The 16,448-nt window shown below is 66.7% G+C and carries 16 protein-coding genes; 14 read left to right on the plus strand and 2 right to left on the minus strand.

Going from position 1 to position 16,448, the window contains the following annotated elements; translation table 11 throughout:
- Nucleotides 1-2,130, minus strand: coding sequence for a glycogen debranching protein GlgX (glgX, locus tag V3G39_07050; GenBank protein ID XAS77791.1), 2,130 nt, complete (start codon nt 2,128-2,130; stop codon nt 1-3).
- A 35-nt stretch (nt 2,131-2,165) separates the two neighbouring features.
- Here glgX and V3G39_07055 point away from each other — a divergent pair, with 35 nt between their 5' ends.
- The 6 genes from V3G39_07055 to V3G39_07080 all read left to right on the plus strand — a co-directional run bounded on the left by V3G39_07055 (nt 2,166) and on the right by V3G39_07080 (nt 6,527).
- Nucleotides 2,166-2,687, plus strand: a complete 522-nt coding sequence (locus V3G39_07055; protein XAS77792.1) for a hypothetical protein — start codon at nt 2,166-2,168, stop codon at nt 2,685-2,687.
- A 2-nt stretch (nt 2,688-2,689) separates the two neighbouring features.
- On the plus strand, nt 2,690-3,484 hold the full coding sequence (locus V3G39_07060) for an enoyl-CoA hydratase-related protein (protein XAS77793.1): 795 nt from the start codon (nt 2,690-2,692) through the stop codon (nt 3,482-3,484).
- 93 nt (nt 3,485-3,577) lie between these two features.
- Nucleotides 3,578-4,357 (plus strand): electron transfer flavoprotein subunit beta/FixA family protein, encoded by a 780-nt coding sequence (locus V3G39_07065; protein ID XAS77794.1) that lies wholly within the window; start codon nt 3,578-3,580, stop codon nt 4,355-4,357.
- A gap of 29 nt (nt 4,358-4,386) precedes the next feature.
- Nucleotides 4,387-5,346 (plus strand): electron transfer flavoprotein subunit alpha/FixB family protein, encoded by a 960-nt coding sequence (locus V3G39_07070; GenBank protein ID XAS77795.1) that lies wholly within the window; start codon nt 4,387-4,389, stop codon nt 5,344-5,346.
- 164 nt (nt 5,347-5,510) lie between these two features.
- On the plus strand, nt 5,511-6,050 hold the full coding sequence (locus V3G39_07075; protein ID XAS77796.1) for an MOSC domain-containing protein: 540 nt from the start codon (nt 5,511-5,513) through the stop codon (nt 6,048-6,050).
- A 12-nt stretch (nt 6,051-6,062) separates the two neighbouring features.
- Nucleotides 6,063-6,527, plus strand: coding sequence for a PPOX class F420-dependent oxidoreductase (locus V3G39_07080; GenBank protein ID XAS77797.1), 465 nt, complete (start codon nt 6,063-6,065; stop codon nt 6,525-6,527).
- 15 nt (nt 6,528-6,542) lie between these two features.
- Here the strand turns inward: V3G39_07080 and V3G39_07085 are convergent, their stop codons facing one another.
- Nucleotides 6,543-7,640, minus strand: coding sequence for a hypothetical protein (locus tag V3G39_07085; protein XAS77798.1), 1,098 nt, complete (start codon nt 7,638-7,640; stop codon nt 6,543-6,545).
- A 111-nt stretch (nt 7,641-7,751) separates the two neighbouring features.
- On the opposite strand from V3G39_07085, the gene V3G39_07090 reads away from it, so the two are divergent.
- From V3G39_07090 to V3G39_07125, 8 genes are all read left to right on the plus strand, one after another.
- On the plus strand, nt 7,752-8,957 hold the full coding sequence (locus V3G39_07090; protein XAS77799.1) for a cysteine desulfurase family protein: 1,206 nt from the start codon (nt 7,752-7,754) through the stop codon (nt 8,955-8,957).
- A complete protein-coding gene (gene mnmA, locus V3G39_07095) occupies nt 8,957-10,093 on the plus strand; it encodes a tRNA 2-thiouridine(34) synthase MnmA (protein ID XAS77800.1) in 1,137 nt (378 codons plus the stop codon). Before V3G39_07090 ends, mnmA begins: the two co-directional genes overlap by 1 nt.
- 5 nt (nt 10,094-10,098) lie before the next feature.
- On the plus strand, nt 10,099-11,001 hold the full coding sequence (locus V3G39_07100; GenBank protein ID XAS77801.1) for a septum formation family protein: 903 nt from the start codon (nt 10,099-10,101) through the stop codon (nt 10,999-11,001).
- Nucleotides 11,002-11,020: 19 nt separating this feature from the next.
- On the plus strand, nt 11,021-11,998 hold the full coding sequence (locus tag V3G39_07105) for a methionine synthase (GenBank protein ID XAS78194.1): 978 nt from the start codon (nt 11,021-11,023) through the stop codon (nt 11,996-11,998).
- Between the two features lie 104 nt (nt 11,999-12,102).
- On the plus strand, nt 12,103-14,253 hold the full coding sequence (ligA, locus tag V3G39_07110; GenBank protein ID XAS78195.1) for an NAD-dependent DNA ligase LigA: 2,151 nt from the start codon (nt 12,103-12,105) through the stop codon (nt 14,251-14,253).
- 56 nt (nt 14,254-14,309) lie between these two features.
- Nucleotides 14,310-15,173 (plus strand): SDR family NAD(P)-dependent oxidoreductase, encoded by an 864-nt coding sequence (locus V3G39_07115; protein ID XAS77802.1) that lies wholly within the window; start codon nt 14,310-14,312, stop codon nt 15,171-15,173.
- On the plus strand, nt 15,170-16,087 hold the full coding sequence (locus V3G39_07120; protein ID XAS77803.1) for a crotonase/enoyl-CoA hydratase family protein: 918 nt from the start codon (nt 15,170-15,172) through the stop codon (nt 16,085-16,087). Before V3G39_07115 ends, V3G39_07120 begins: the two co-directional genes overlap by 4 nt.
- A gap of 65 nt (nt 16,088-16,152) precedes the next feature.
- A complete protein-coding gene (locus V3G39_07125; protein ID XAS77804.1) occupies nt 16,153-16,407 on the plus strand; it encodes a glutaredoxin domain-containing protein in 255 nt (84 codons plus the stop codon).
- Nucleotides 16,408-16,448: the final 41 nt, after the last annotated feature.

Here is a 16,448-nt window from a genome sequence, read left to right on the forward strand (position 1 = left end):
TCAGACCCCCCGGAAGACTGCGAGTGTGGCAGCGGGCACCTCGTAGGGCGCACCGAGCGGCGTTCGATCCCGGGTGATCTCTGACGTCTCCTCGAAGCGGCTGTCCCACAGCAATTCCCATGCTGCGATACCGCTCTGGTCGGGAAGGGTCACGGCCGACTCAGCGGCGCCACCGTGGAAGAGCAGCAGCAGGCGGTCATCGCCGACAGCCGCCCCGTCGAAGACGACGGACATCGTGCGGGTGCGGCCGTTGTTCCACTGGTCTGCGGTCAGGATCTGACCGTCTGCGGCGTGCCAGTGCAGGGCCGGAAGTGTCTGGCCTTCGACGGGACCACCGGGGAAGAAGTGTCGCTGCCGCAACACCGGGTGATCGCGGCGTATCTGCACGAGGTGGCGAACCGTGTGGTTCAGCGCGCTCTGCCACGGCGCGAGATCCCAGTCGTACCAGGATATTTCGCTGTTCTGGCAGTACGGATTGTTGTTGCCGTGCTGCGTACGCCCGAACTCGTCGCCGCCGGTCAACATGGGCACGCCCGAAGACAGGATGAGGGTGCCCAGCAGGTTGCGCATCGAGCGTCGCCGCAGTTCGTCCACCTCGGGCGCCGCGCTCTCGTGGTCCTCCACGCCGTGGTTCCAGGAGGAGTTGTTGTCGGTTCCGTCGCGGTTGCCCTCGCCGTTGGCGTCGTTGTGTTTGCGGTTGTACGCGGTGAGGTCGGCCACGGTGAATCCATCGTGCGCCGTGATGAAGTTGATGGAGGCCAGCGGACCGCGCCGTGAGTCGTGGAACAGCTCGGCCGACCCGGCGATACAGGTCGCCAGCTCGCGTACCCCGTGCCCGCTCTCCCCGGCAGCGTCGCGCGCCAGGTCGGGCAGCCAGAAGGTGCGCACCGTGTCCCGGAACCGGTCGTTCCACTCCCCGAACGGCGTCGGGAACTGACCCGTGCGCCACCCGTGCATACCCAGATCCCAGGGCTCCGCGATCAGCTTGACGTCCGCGAGTACGGGATCGGTGCGCAGCGCCATCAGGAAGGGGTGATCGGGGTGGAAGCTGTCGTCCAGACCGCGCGCGAGCGCCACCGCCAGGTCGAACCGGAAACCGTCGACGTGCATCTCGCACACCCAGTAGCGCAGCGAATCCATCACCATCCGCACGGTGACCGGGTGGCGTAGATCGAGGGTGTTGCCGCAGCCCGTGACGTCGATGTCGTTGCCGCGACCATCCAGACGGTAATAGGCGCGACTGTCCAGACCGCGCCAGGACAGGGTGGAGCCGCCGCGGGCGCTCTGCTCGCAGGTGTGGTTATAGACCACGTCCAGGATGACCTCGATGCCAGCCGCGTGCAGCAGCTTGACCATGCCCTTGAACTCGGCAACGGACTCGACCGGATCGTCGGAGGCGGCATAGGGCAGGTGCGGCGCGAAGAAGCCGAGCGTGTTGTAACCCCAGTAGTTGATCAGGCCGCGCTGCTCGACCTGCGGCTCCGAAGCGCTGGCCTGCACGGGCAGTAACTCCACGGTGGTGACGCCGAGCGAGCGCAGGTGCTCGATGGTGACCGGGTGCGCCATCCCCGCGTAGGTGCCGCGCAGGTGCTCGGGGACGCCGGGCAGGTCGTGGGTCATCCCGACGATGTGCGTCTCGTAGATCACGGTGTCACTCCAGGAGACCATCGGCGCGCTCACCCCACCCCAGTCGAACTGGTCATCCACGATGACGCTGCGGGGCACGAAGGCGGCGCTGTCGCGGTCATCGCGCACGTCACCCCCGACGAGTAGTTCGTCCACGACGTTCCCGTAGACCTGCGGAGCCCACTGCACCTGCCCGTCGATGGCGCGGGTGTAGGGGTCCAGCAGCAACTTGGCGGGGTTGTGGCGCTGCCCACTGGCCGGATCCCACGGCCCGTCGACCCGGTATCCGTACCGCTGACCTTCCCGCACCCCCGGGGCGTGCACGGACCAGGTGCCGTGCACGTGAGGCACCATCGGGATTTGCCGCTCGGTGCCGGAATCGTCGAAGAGACAGAGCCGTACTGCGTTGGCGTGGCCCGCATAGACGGCGAACTCCGCACCGTCGTCGGTGAGCGTCGCGCCGTACGGCGGTGGGACATGGTCGGGGCGGCGCGGGGCAGGCATGGGGGTCAGCCTAGAGATCCCGGTAACGTGGCGGTATGACTGATCCCACCTCCATGCCCAATTTCCCGCCTCCCGCCGACGAGCACCCGCTGCGTGGTCGCGTCCTGGACGTGTTGCAGGACATGCAGGCCCAGCCGGACCTCGACACCGACGGCGACGTGACCTACTCCGTGCAGGAGCAGCAGTTGTTCGCCCGCTGCACCGAGGGCGACGTCAGTTTGCTGCGCATCTTCGGGCAGTGGCAGATCACCGACGACATGCCCACCGACATCACGAAACAGCTGCTGGCCTGCAACGACGTCACCCTCAGCCTCAACATCATCAAGACCGGTATCGCCAACGGCACGTTGGTCGTCTCCGGTGAGCACCTGGTCCAGGACGGCGACAACCTGGAGATGATGGTCGCCTCCACCACCCAGATGGTGCTGCAGGCCGTGCAGCTGTGGCACCAGACCGTGCTCGGCGAAGGCCCGCATGTGGCGAATACCGACCCCAGCGAGTTGCCCGGTCCGCCCGAAGGTGGCCCGGAAGGCGACTCCGGCAACGGTCTGGTCTGAGCATGACTGATAGGACATACGGCGAGTACGTCTCGCTGCAGGTGGCCGACGGGATCGCTGTGATCCGGATCGACCGCCCCAAGATGAACCCACTCGACGCGGCCATCCAAGAAGGTCTGGCAGCTGCGGCGGTCGAGGTTTCCGGGCGCGACGACGTCGATGCCGTCATCCTGTACGGCGGTGAGAAGGTTTTTGCCGCGGGCGCAGACATCAAAGAAATGCAGCACCTGGACTATGTCGACATGGTCACCCGCGCACCCCGACTGCAGGCCTGTTTCGCTGCGATCGCCGCCATCCCGCAGCCGACCGTGGCTGCCATCGCCGGATACGCGTTGGGCGGCGGGTGCGAGTTGTCGATGACCTGTGACTTCCGGATTGCCGCCAGCGACGCGAAGCTGGGCCAGCCGGAGATCCTGCTGGGCATCATTCCCGGTGCCGGCGGCACCCAGCGGCTGACCCGACTGGTGGGTCCGGCCCGCGCCAAGGACATCGTCTTCTCCGGTCGGATGGTCGACGCGAGCGAGGCGTTGCAGATCGGGCTGGTGGACCAGCTGTGCGAGCCGGGGACGGTGCTCGAATCCGCGAAGGCGCGGATGAGCCGGTACGTCGGCGGGCCGAAGGTGGCGCTACGGGCTGCCAAGCAGGCCATCGACCGAGGCCTGGACGTCGACCTGGACACCGGGCTGAGTATCGAATCGGCGTTGTTCGCCGGCCTGTTCGCTACCAGTGACCGAGCTGCCGGGATGGAGTCGTTCGTCACGCAGGGTCCGGGCAAGGCGCAGTTCACCGGCCGCTGAGGTCGATGAACGGGGCGTTACTCGCCAGTAACCGGGTGACGTAGAATTTTCAGCAGAAGTCGTGAGTACCGCGTCAAAACGAAGGGCTAGGCCATGAACATCGTCGTCTGTGTCAAGTACGTGCCGGACTCCCAGAGCGATCGCACGTTCAACGATGACCACACCACCGACCGCACGAACGTCGATGGTCTGCTCTCTGAGTTGGATGAGTACGCCGTGGAAGAAGCGTTGAAGCTGGTCGAAGGCAGCGAGGGTGAGGTCACCGTCCTGACGGTCGGTCCTGCAGTCGCTCTGGAAGCCATCAAGAAGTCGCTCAAGATGGGCGCTCACAAGGGTGTGCACGTCTGCGACGACGCGATCCACGGTTCGGACGCCGGTGGCACCTCGCTGGTGTTGGCCAAGGCCATCGAGAAGATCGGCTCACCAGACCTGGTGCTGACCGGACTGGCATCGACCGACGGCACGATGAGTGTCGTTCCGGCAATGTTGGCCGAGCGCCTCGGGTTGCCTCAGGTAACCCAGGTGTCGGAGTTGTCCGTTGCGGACGGCGCCGTCAAGGGTCGTCGCGACACGGACGTCGCTTCGGAGACCATCGAAGCGACGATGCCCGCGCTGGTCGGCGTGACCGATCAGATCAACGAGCCGCGCTATCCCTCGCTGAAGGGGATCATGGCGGCCAAGAAGAAGCCGGTCGAGACCTGGTCCCTGAGCGACCTCGGCCTGGATGCGGCGCAGGTCGGCTTCGCAGGCGCATGGACGAAGGTCATCGACGTGACGCAGCGTCCGGCGCGCGCGAAGGGCGAGGTGACGCCGGACGAAGGTGACGGCGGAACCAAGCTGGTGGAGTTCCTGTCCAAGGCCAAGCTGGTCTGACGTGGCGATGAGCGAAGGAAGACAACAACATGGCTGAAGTTCTGGTTCTGGTAGATCACACTGACGGAGCGGTCAAGAAGACCTCTGCGGAGTTGCTCACCATCGCGCGCCGGCTGGGTACGCCTGCCGCCGTGTTCATCGGTAGCAACGTCGAGGCGGCGCGCCCCCGGCTTGCGCAGTTCGGTGCCGAGAAGGTCTACGTCATCGACAACCCGGACATCGACACCTATCTCGTGGCGCCGCTTGCCGAGGCGCTGGAAGCCGCGGTCAAGGCGTCCGGCGACGTGGCGGCCGTCCTCGTGACGACCAGCGGTAGCAACAAGGAGGCCGCTGCCCGTCTTGCGGTCAAGTTGGAGTCGGGTCTGATCACCGACGCGCAGGACGTGCAGGCAAGTGATGAGGGCATCATCGCTACCCAGTCGGTGTTCGCCGGTGGCTACACGCTGCAGGGCATCGTCACCCAGGGCACTCCGATCATCACCGTCAAGCCCAACACCACTGCGCCGCAGGCCTCTCAGGCTTCCGCGACTGTGGTGCAGGTCGAGCTGACCGTCTCCGACAGCGCCAAGGGCGCGAAGATCACCGACATCCAGGAGAAGAAGGCGTCCGGTCGTCCGGAGTTGTCCGAGGCCGCCATCGTGGTCTCCGGCGGTCGTGGCACCGGCGGCGACTTCTCCCCGGTTGAAGGTTTCGCCGACAGTCTCGGCGCAGCAGTCGGCGCCTCGCGCGCAGCGGTGGATGCCGGCTGGTACCCGCACAGCAACCAGGTCGGTCAGACCGGCAAGCAGGTCTCGCCGCAGCTGTACGTGGCGTGCGGGATCTCCGGTGCCATCCAGCACCGTGCCGGCATGCAGACGTCCAAGACGATTGTCGCGATCAACAAGGACGAGGAGGCACCGATCTTCGAACTCGTCGACTTCGGCGTCGTCGGCGATCTGTTCAACGTGCTGCCGCAGGCCACCGAGGCAGTGAAGACCGCCAAGAACTGACGCACTGCAATCGCGCCTACGCCCGCCTCGCCGCACCGGTGAGGCGGGCGTTCGCGTCTAGGGGCCTGCGACGTTTTGGTCGCCAGCGACGCAAACGTCGGGAAAATCGTCGATCGTCCGGCATTCGGGTCGCTAGCGACGCAAACGCTTGGGATGATGTCGCAATGCCCGCAGCAGTGATCGCCGTCCACGTGAGCAGCGTCCACGAATTCAGCAAGGACACGCAAGACCAGATCGTGCTCGACGAAGGCCTGGGGGTGCGCGGCGACGCGCACTACGGAGCGACAGTGCAACACCGGTCGCGTGTCGCTGTCGATCCCAGCCAACCGAATCTGCGGCAGGTGCACCTCATACCGGTGGAGGTTCTGCAGACCGTGCGCGAGGCGGGGTACGACGTGCAGCCCGGTGATCTCGGCGAGAACATCACCACCCGGGGCATCGACCTACGTGGTCTGCCGGTGGGCACTCGACTGACGATCGGCGATGCAACGGTCACGGTGATGGGACTGCGTAACCCCTGTCACCAGATCAACGGGTTGCGCAGCGGCCTGCTCAAGCAATTCCTACGCACCGACGCTGCCGGCCATGTCGAACGACTTGCGGGCGTCATGGGCATCGTTTCCCGCGCCGGTACGATCGCGCCCGGTGACGTGATCACGATGCAACTACCGCCGCAGCCCATGTTCCCGCTCACGACTGTCTGACAGGCTGGGGGCATGAGTCCCAGAGCTGCCACGACTACCCGCGTCGATGCCACCGAGTTGACCGATTTCGTTCGCCCGAGGCACCAGTTCGTGCTGATCACCACCCGCCATGACGGCTCGCCGCAGGCTTCGCCGGTGACCGGCGGTGTCGACGCCGAGGGCCGACTGGTGATCTCCTCCTATCCGGAGCGCGCGAAGTCCCGTAACGCAGCTCGGGATGCCCGGGTCAGCGTGCTGGTCCTGTCCCAGGAGTTCGACGACGAGTGGGTGCAGATCGACGGTACGGCCCAGGTGCTGGCGGGGGAGGAGGCGATCGAGCCGCTCGTGGAGTATTTCCGGGTGATCTCCGGTGAGCACTCGGACTGGGCGGACTACCGCGACGCGATGCGCCGACAGGGCAAATGCCTGATCCGGGTCACCCCGACGCGATGGGGCCCCATTGCAACGGGGGGATTCCCGCCCCGTCTCACCGACTGACCTGCAAAACCGGAGCTACTTCGCGCCGGTCGACCAGGCGGCTACGGCCTTTTTGGACGTCGGTGAGCTCAGCTCCAACAGCGTCCAACTGTTCGGCAGTCCACCTTTGGGCACCCAGAACACAACCGTGTAGGTGCCGGATTTCCCGGACTTGATGAGTGTGTTGCTCAGTGTCTCTCCGGGCGAGGGCAGCCCCCCGAAGCGACATGGCCTGCCCTGACCGTCGAGCAGCACGAACTGGCGGCGGTCCACGTACGCGTCCGCACCTTTCGCGCTGATCTGCAACGAAACCCCCACCCCGCTGACGTCGGCGGGGACCGCATCGGACGCCGGCAGTTCGCGTGGTTTCGGTGCCTGGGCGGTCACGCTGATCCCGATAGCGTCCTTGACGGTCGAGGCCGGCTTACCGAACGGGAACGTCGCGACACCCTTGCGGTCGTAGCCGACCTGCGGACCGTCGCACGCGTTCGTGACGGTCCGGCTTGGTGCGGTGCCCTGTGGGGACCACTTCGCGAGCGCCTGCCGGTCGGTAGGGTTGGCGACGTAGACCACCGAGTACTTCGCCAGGTCTGCATCGGTGGGCACCAGGAATGCAATGTTGCCGTCCGCGCCCGCGCCGCCGCGCACAGTGCTCAGCTGGTAGGGGTCCGGGAGTGGATTGGTAGCCGGTCGCGGGCAGACCCGCCCACTTTCATCGACCAGGACCACGGACGCCGGGGAGACCGCATACGTCCCGTTCGTGACGACTCGCGCCGAGACGTGCACTGAGGCGATGCCGTAGTTCTTGTTGCCGGTGGACGCGGTCGACATGGTCGGTGCGCTGGCCTGCGTGGCCACAGCGCTCTGGTCCCGTGTCGTGACCGGCGCGTCGAATGCCGTGCCCGCACCCTGGTAGGCCGGGGCGGCGCCTCCCGAACAGCCGGCTGGTCCCGCGTTGGTGGTGGTCGTCGGGGACTTGGAAGAACCGGACGCCGTGCTGCCGGGAGTACTGCTGCAGCCCGCCAATCCGAGGGCGGCGCAGGAGGCCACGGCGGCGACACCGACGAAGCACGCGCGTGATCGACCAGCGCGCGATGGTCTGGACGGCACGTTCCGGTAAGCCTCGGTGAACACTGCTGACCTCTCATCGGGATATGGGCAGGGCCCAGTGTGTCAAAGCCCGCCCCGGCGGGCCTGCGACGCTCGGGTCGGCGTGCACCTCCGCCCGGCTCGTAGAATCGAGTGGTGCGCCACTACCTCGACCACGCCGCGACCACGCCGGCGCTCCCGCAGGTCGCCACAGCCGTTGCCGAACAGATGGCCGTCGCGGGCAATGCCTCCTCACTGCATGCCTCCGGGCGGGCTGCCCGCAAGGTCGTGGAGGAATCGCGCGAGATCGTCGCCTCGGCGCTGGGCGCGGGACCCTCGGAAGTCATCTTCACCTCCGGGGGTACCGAGTCGGACAACCTGGCAATCAAGGGTCTCTTCTACCAGCGCCGCGCGGATGACCCGCGCCGTACCCGGCTGGTCGTATCCGCGATCGAGCACCACGCGGTGTTGGACTGCGTCGACTTCCTGGTCGCCCACGAGGGTGCCCAGGTCACCTGGGTACGCCCCGACGGTCAGGGGCGGATCGACCCCGCCGCGGTCCGCGAGGCCATTGCCCTCGACCCGGCGCAGGTGGCGTTGGTATCGGTGATGTGGGCAAACAACGAGGTGGGCGCCGTGCAACCGATCGCCGAGATCGCGGCGGTGGCGCACGAATTCGACATCCCCGTGCATACCGATGCGGTGCAGGCGATGAGCACGCTGCCGATCGATTTCTCCGGTGTCGGTACGGATCTGCTGACCGCAACCGGTCATAAGATCGGCGGGCCGATGGGTGTCGGTGTACTACTCGCCCGTCGCGACATCCGGCTGCGGGCACTGACACAGGGCGGTGGCCAGGAGCGCGGACTACGCAGCGGCACTCTTGACGTCGCGGCCATTCGCGGGCTGGCAGTTGCGGCAGCCGCCGTCACCGCTGACCTGCCTGCCGAGCAGGACCGGCTGGTGGCGCTACGCGACAAGATGATCCGCGGGTCACTCGATGCGGGGTACGACATCTCGGTGAGCGGTCCGCACGAGGTCGGAGATGTCACGCACCGACTGTCCGGCAATGTGCATCTGCTGGTGCCCGACTGTGACGGTGATTCGCTGCTCTACCTGCTGGATGCGGCCGGCATCGAGTGTTCGACCGGTTCGGCGTGCCAGGCCGGGGTGCCGCGACCCAGCCACGTGCTGCTCGCGATGGGGGTGCCGGAGAAGCAGGCCGGCGGGGCGCTGCGCCTCTCACTCGGTCATACCTCCCACGACGCAGACGTGGCCGCCTTCCTGCAAGCGCTACCGGCGGCCGTCGAACGAGCGCAGCGCGCCCACCATGCCGGACGCACCGGCGAGAGGCGGCGCTGATGCGCGTCGTGGCCGCCATGAGCGGCGGAGTGGACTCGGCGGTGGCAGCGGCCCGGATGTTGGATGCTGGGCACGACGTCGTCGGCGTACACCTGGCGCTGTCGCAATCGGCGGCGACGCTGCGTGAATCATCGCGCGGCTGCTGCACGATCGAGGACGCCGGAGACGCGCGTCGGGTCGCTGATCGACTCGGTATTCCGTTCTACGTCTGGGACATGGCGCAGCGCTTCAAAGAGGACGTCATCGAGGACTTCATCGCCGAGTACGCCGCCGGTCGGACACCGAACCCGTGCCTGCGGTGCAACGAGCGCATCAAGTTCGCGGCGCTCTTGGACAAGGCACTGGCGCTCGGGTTCGATGCCGTCGCGACCGGTCACTATGCGCAGATCGTGCAGGGTCCGCACGGGCGCGAACTGCACCGGGCGGTCGACCCTGCGAAGGACCAGTCCTATGTGTTGGGGGTGTTGGACGCCGACCAGCTCTCGCGGGCCTTCTTCCCGCTCGGCGACACCACGAAGCCGATGATCCGCCAGGAGGCGGCAGAGCGCGGTTTCTCGATCGCCAAGAAGCCGGACAGTTACGACATCTGTTTCATCGCCGACGGGGACACCAAAGGCTGGTTGACCTCCCGCCTCGGCGCTGCACCCGGTGACATCGTCGACGACGCGGGCGAGGTCGTCGGCAGCCACGATGGCGCGTTCGCCTACACCGTCGGCCAACGGCGCGGACTGGGTCTCACGGTGCCCCGCGAGGACGGCGCCAAGCGCTATGTCGTCGACGTTCGCCCACAGACCCGGCAGGTCGTCGTCGGGACCCAGGAGCTGCTCGGTATCGACGAGCTCAGCGCCGATCACGCTCGCTGGTGCGGGCCGCCGCCGTCGGGTGAGATCCGGGTGGGCGCGCAGGTGCGGGCGCACGGTGAGGAGATCCCGGCCTACGCAACAGCATCCGGCGAACTGGTGCACGTGCGGTTGGACCGGCGTGTCCGAGGAGTGGCGCCGGGACAGTCGGTGGTGTTGTACGACGGCACGCGTGTCGTCGGATCGGCGACAATCGCGGGAACGGGTCGGGTCTCGCGCTCGTCCAACGACGAAGCCGACGCATCCCGTGCGGCGCATCCGCCGATCAAGGAGTGAGAACGATGAAGAAACCGATCCTGGCAGTGGTGGCTTGCGCGGGGCTCCTCACTGCCTGCGGGGGCGGCGGGAGCGGGCCTACGGTGCAGACATCGGCACCGTCTGCGCCGTCGAGCAGTTCGTCGTCGGGTTCCTCCTCGCCCAGCGCATCCTCCAGTTCCTCCCCGAATTCCTCGTCCTCCTCCAGTGCCGCCGCCTCGACGATCTCTTCGTCCGTCCAAACCGGTCAGTGCCTCGCGGACAAGGACTCCTACGCCGTCGTGCCGTGTACCCAGACCCACATCTACCAGGTGACGGCAGTGATCAAGGACGCCAGGGACACCAGCGATCCGAGCGCTCGCCAGGTTCTACGCACCGAGACCTGCAATGCCTCTGTCCTGAAATTCACCGGTGGTGCCCCGGTGGGGCTGCTCGCCGTCGGTCAGCCGGTCAAACTCCTGGATGACCCGCTGAACGCGAGTCGGATTGTCTGCCTGGTGCACCTGCGCACCGGAGACGACTCCGCCAACCTCCCGATCAACTACACGCTGGCGGACAAACTGACCGGAGCCAATGCCTTCCAGTACACGTTCTGCGTTGACAAGGCTGCCAAGAACTTCAAGATCGTGTCCTGTACGCAACCGCACGGGGCTCAGAGCGTCGGCGGATACCTGTCCGGTCGATATGTCGAGAAGTTTCCAGGCAGGGCGCACCTCGTGGCCCAGCGCGCGAAGCTGTGCCCGCCCGTCGGCCGAGCCTTTCTCGGCACCGACGGCCGCAGTGATATCGAGATCACCGGCCTCTTCGTGAGCGAAAGCGCATGGAAGCTGGGCGACCGGTACGCCGCGTGTTTCGTGCAGGTCAAGACCGGAACCGTCAAGAAGTCGCTGCAAGGGATCGGCACGAAGTCGCTGAGTTCCTATCGTTGATCTGCCGCGTGTCACCGGGATCGGGTCGTGGCCGGGCACCGACCCCAGGCGTGCCAACAGGATGATCCGGGATCTGCTCGCCGAGGAGGGGCTACCTTTTCTGGCGGAGTTGCCGGCCCGGGGCCCGGGCGCGGACCTGGTCGGTCGTACGGCGGCCGCGTTGCCGGATCTGGCCGTTGATCTGCAACCCAGCGGGTGGCGGTTGGCCGGCGGTCGGGGCAGGGATTCCGCACGCGGGGCGGCCTACCTGCGGCAGGATCTGGACGAGTTGGCCGAGGCGTACGACGGGTACACCGGCGAACTGAAGCTGTCGATGTGCGGGCCGTGGACGCTGGCTGCTCAGGTGGCGCTTCCGCGCGGGGAGAAGGCGCTGTCGGACCCGGGCGCGTGCCGGGATATCCGGCAGGCGGTGTGCGCCGCAGCGGTGGACCACCTCGCGCAGGTGCAGTCCCTCGTGCCCGGTGCCACGTTGATCCTGCAGTGGGACGAGCCGGGGTTGACCGCGGTCCTGCAGGGTCGGGTACCCACGGACTCCGGGTTCTCCCGGTTGCGGGCGGTTGATCCGCATACCGCGCGCGAAGCATTCGCCGAGGTGGTCGCCACGACGGTCGGGATCGCACAGGAGGTGGTGCTGCACAGCTGCGCCGGCACGCCGCCGCTCGCGCTGACAGCGGATGTCGCGGGACTCGGTATCGCGGTCGACAGCTCGCTGCTGGAGTTCGGGGAGTGGGAGCAGGTGGCAGAGTTGGTCGAAAGCGACCGCGCCCCGTGGCTGGGGATGCTCCCCTCCGACACCACAGCGCGTCATCCGCGGGAGTACGTCGAGCGGGTCACGACCCAGTGGGGGCGGCTCGGGCTGCGCCCGGCACAGATGGCCGGGTTGACCATCTCGCCTGCCTGCGGGTTGGCCGGTAACAGCGAAGAGCACGCTGTCGCAGTACTGAAACTGTTACAGGCTGCAGGCCAGGAACTGGCGGAGGCCGCGCAGAACTCCTGAACCATTGCGTTGCGTCCTGCTGCAGGTGAGCGCGTGCTCGGGTTGTCGGTCCCCTCGGGCAGGATGGCTCCGTGACCGATCGATCCGTAGTCAGCGACAGTGGAATCCCCGACGAGGCCCGGCACGAGTGGACGACGGCGGCCGAGCAGGCGCGAGCGCACCAGTTCGCTTACCACGTCCGCGACGCGCCTACCGTGAGCGACGGCGAATACGACGCATTGATGCGGCGGTTGAGCGAGCTGGAGCGCGAGCACCCGGCCCTGCGCACCCCGGACAGTCCGACCCAGCAGGTCGGCGCGACCTACAGCACCGATTTCACGCCGGTCGATCACCGCGAGCGGATGCTGAGCCTGGACAACGCGTTCAACGCCGAGGAGATGGCCGCGTGGGCCGCCCGGGTGCAGCGCGATTCCGGCGGCGCAGCAGTGCATTACCTGTGCGAGCTGAAGATCGACGGCCTGGCGATCAACCTGTTGTACGAGGACGGCCGGTTGGTACGCGGAGTGACCAGGGGGGACGGGCGGACCGGGGAGGATGTGACGCTGAATGTACGCACCATCGAGGGCATTCCGCACACCCTGTCCGGCGGTGAGGTGGCAGTGCCGAAGCTGGTCGAGGTTCGCGGCGAGGTCTTCTTCCCGGTCGAGGCGTTCGCCGGGGTCAACGAGCGAATGGTCGAGGCGGGCAAATCCCCTTTCGCCAACCCGCGCAACGCGGCAGCGGGATCTCTGCGGCAGAAGGACCCGAAGGTCACCGCGACGCGGCCGTTGCGGATGCTGGTGCACGGCATCGGTGCCCGCGACGGCTTCGACATCGCCCGGCAGAGCCAGGCGTATGAACTGCTCGGTGCGTGGGGGTTGCCGGTGTCGACGCACAGCAGGGTGGTGGACACCCCGGCGCAGGTCCAAGACTATATCGAGTGGGCGGGTACCCATCGGCACTCCGTGGAACACCAGCTCGACGGGGTGGTCGTGAAGGTCGACGAGGTGGCCGTACAACGTGCGCTCGGGTCGACCTCGCGGGCACCGCGGTGGGCGATTGCCTTCAAATATCCGCCTGAGGAGGTCAACACCAAACTCTTGGACATCCAGGTCAACGTCGGTCGGACCGGGCGGGTGACGCCGTTCGGGGTGATGGAGCCGATCAAGGTGGCAGGCTCCACCGTGGAGATGGCCACTCTGCACAATGCATCCGAGGTACAGCGCAAGGGTGTGCTCATCGGTGACACGGTGGTGCTGCGGAAGGCCGGCGACGTCATACCCGAGATCGTGGGGCCGGTCGTCGAGCTGCGCGACGGCAGCGAGCGAGAGTTCCAGATGCCCACGCACTGCCCGTCGTGCGGTACCCCGCTGGCCTATGAGCGCGATGGTGACAAGGACATCCGCTGCCCGAACGCGCAGTCCTGCCCCTCCCAGCTACGGGAGCGACTGTTCGGGTTGGCCGCTCGTGGCGCGTTTGACATCGAGGCGCTCGGTTGGGAGGGCGCGATCGCGCTGCTGCAGGCAGGCGCGCTGCAGGACGAATCGACATTGTTCCGGCTCACGGCCGCCGACCTGGTGCAGGTCGACCTCTATACGAGGACCGCGAAGAAGTCCGATCCGGAAGACGCGGTCGTGCAGGGTCGGGTGCTGTCGGCGAACGGGCAGCGCTTCCTGGACAACCTGCAGGTCGCCAAGACCCAGCCGTTGTGGCGGGTGCTGGTGGCGTTGTCCATTCGGCACGTGGGGCCCACAGCGGCGCGGGGGCTGGCCGCTGAATTCAGCACCATGCAGGCCATCCGTGAGGCGACCCGCGAGCAGTTGGCCGCAACCGACGGGGTCGGCCCGATCATCGCCGCCGCTGTCATCGAGTGGTTCGAGGTCGACTGGCATCAGCAGATCGTGGCGCGGTGGGAGCAGGACGGCGTGCGGATGGCAGACGAGGTCGACACCTCGATCGACCGGACGCTGGAGGGATTGACGATCGTGGTCACCGGGTCGATGGAGGGGTTCTCACGGGATGAGAGCAAAGAAGCCATCATTTCCCGCGGGGGCAAGGCCAGCGGCTCGGTGTCGAAGAAGACCGACTTCGTCGTCGTGGGCGCCAACGCCGGCACGAAGGCGACCAAGGCCGAGGACCTGGGCCTGCGAATCCTGGACGAGGCGGGGTTCCGGCTACTGCTGGCCGGTGGAGCGGACGCTGTACCGCTGCAGACTGAAACAGGCGGCACCGGCGGCGAGCAGGGTGGTGAGGGCGATGGCGGCGATGAGTACTAGGACTCCGTTGGAGTTCTGGGGCGGACGGATGCGCTCACCACTGCAAAGGAATGCTCATGACGTTGCCTGATATCGAGGTTGCCGGGTCAGTCGCGCTGGTGACGGGCGCTGCGGGTGGGATGGGCGAGCACCTCGCTCTCGGGCTGGCCCGACGTGGCGCGAGCGTGGTGCTGTTGGACCGCGACGAGCCCGGGTTGGCGCGAGTAGCGGCAGCGATCAAGCGGCAGAGCCCGTCGGTGAACGCGTCCACCTATGTAGTGGACCTGTCCGATCGAGAACAGACGGATACTGCCATCTCACGGATTGTGGTCGCTCACCCTGACCTGAATCTGCTCTTCAACAACGCGGGGGTCGCACTCGGTGGCCGCTTCACGCAGACCAGCGAGGCAGATTTCGATTGGTTGATGCAGATCAACCTGCTGGCACCGATCCGAATCACCCGAGCGTTGCTACCGCTGCTGATCGAGAACGGAAATGCCCACATCGTCAACACCTCATCGTTGTTCGGGCTCGTCGCTCCACCCGGTCAGACGGCGTACAGCACCAGTAAGTTCGGGCTGCGCGGGTTCTCCGAATCGCTGCGTCACGAGCTCGGGGAAGAGGACCTTCCCGTGGGTGTCACCGTGGTTCACCCCGGCGGCATCCGCACCAATATCGCTGCTAATGCCCGGGTTGCCGCAGGAGTCACCGCGAGAGAGCGGGTCATGCAGCAGAAATCGTTCGCGGCGATGCTCAGTTACCCTGCCGACAAAGCCGCCGAAGACATCCTTGCAGCTGCGATACACCGCAAGCCACGGCTGTTGATCGGCCGGGACGCGAAGATGCTGGACGTTATGGCGCGTACCCGGCCGGGCAGCTATTGGAAGCTGATGAAAGCCTCGATGACCGTAGTCGCCCAACGAAAGGCCAAGTCCTCATGAGCACCGAATCCGCCCTCGCCACAGATGCCGCCGATGCCACAGCTGCCTACGAGACGATCGAATACGACATCGTCGATGGCATCGCGACCATCACCTTGAACCGACCCGACGCGCTGAACTCCTTCACCGTCGAGATGGCCGATGAGCTGATCGACGTCTTTGCTCGCGCGGGGGCAGACGACGCGGTGCGCGCTGTCATCGTCACCGGATCAGGACGCGCATTCTGTGCGGGGATGGACCTCACCGCCGACGGCAACGTATTCGGGCTCGACCCGGCACTGAAGCCGACCCCTCAGGACCTTCTCGAGCAGTACGACGACCCGGCGATGGTCGACGGCGTGCGCGATACCGGCGGCAGAGTGTCGCTGGCGATCTTCGACTGCCCCAAGCCGGTCATCGCGGCGATCAACGGAGCGGCGGTCGGGGTCGGCGCGACGATGACCTGCGCAATGGACTTCCGACTCGCGTCCACCAAAGCCCGTATCGGGTTCGTCTTCGGCAAGATCGGCATCGTGCCCGAAGCGTGCTCGACGTGGTTCCTGCCGCGGATCGTCGGCATCCAGCAGGCGCTGGAGTGGGTCTACACCGGTGACATCCTGACCGCCGAGCAGGCACACGACGGCGGACTGATCCGCTCGATCCACGAGCCGGAGGACCTACTCGCTGCCGCGACCGAGCTCGCGCACCGCTTCACCGATAACCGCAGCCCGGTAGCTGTCGCGCTCACCCGGTCGATGATGTACCGCAACTCTGCCTCCCCCCACCCGCGCGAGGCGCACAAAGCGGAGTCCCTGGCGATGTACTGGACCAGCTTCGGCGACGGCGTCGATGGTGTTGCCTCCTTCGTTCAGAAGCGGGCCCCCGAGTTCACCGGCAGAGCATCGGAGCTGCCCGACATCTTTCCCACGGACTGACGGGTCGCAGCCTCTGGTGGCCGCGCGCCGGGCATACAGAACGCTGCGGGGACGTTGCACCGCCTGTGACTGAGACGACTGACAAGAGCGACGTGACGATCTACTGGCGACCGGGGTGCGGCTACTGTTCGCGTCTGCGCGCCGACCTCGGCGCTGCCGCAGACGCCGCCACCTGGCGCAACATCTGGGAAGACGACCAGGCTCGCAGCTACGTTGCGAGTGTCAACAACGGCAACGAAATCGTGCCGACCGTGGTCATCGCGGGCAAGGCGCACACCAATCCGAAGCCGGACCTCGTGTTGGCGGCGCTCGTCAGCTGAGCGGCCGGGGCGGGGCACTGCGGCCCACCGATAGAATGGCC

This window comes from Dermatophilaceae bacterium Sec6.4, from assembly GCA_039636865.1.
GTDB lineage: Bacteria > Actinomycetota > Actinomycetes > Actinomycetales > Dermatophilaceae > Allobranchiibius.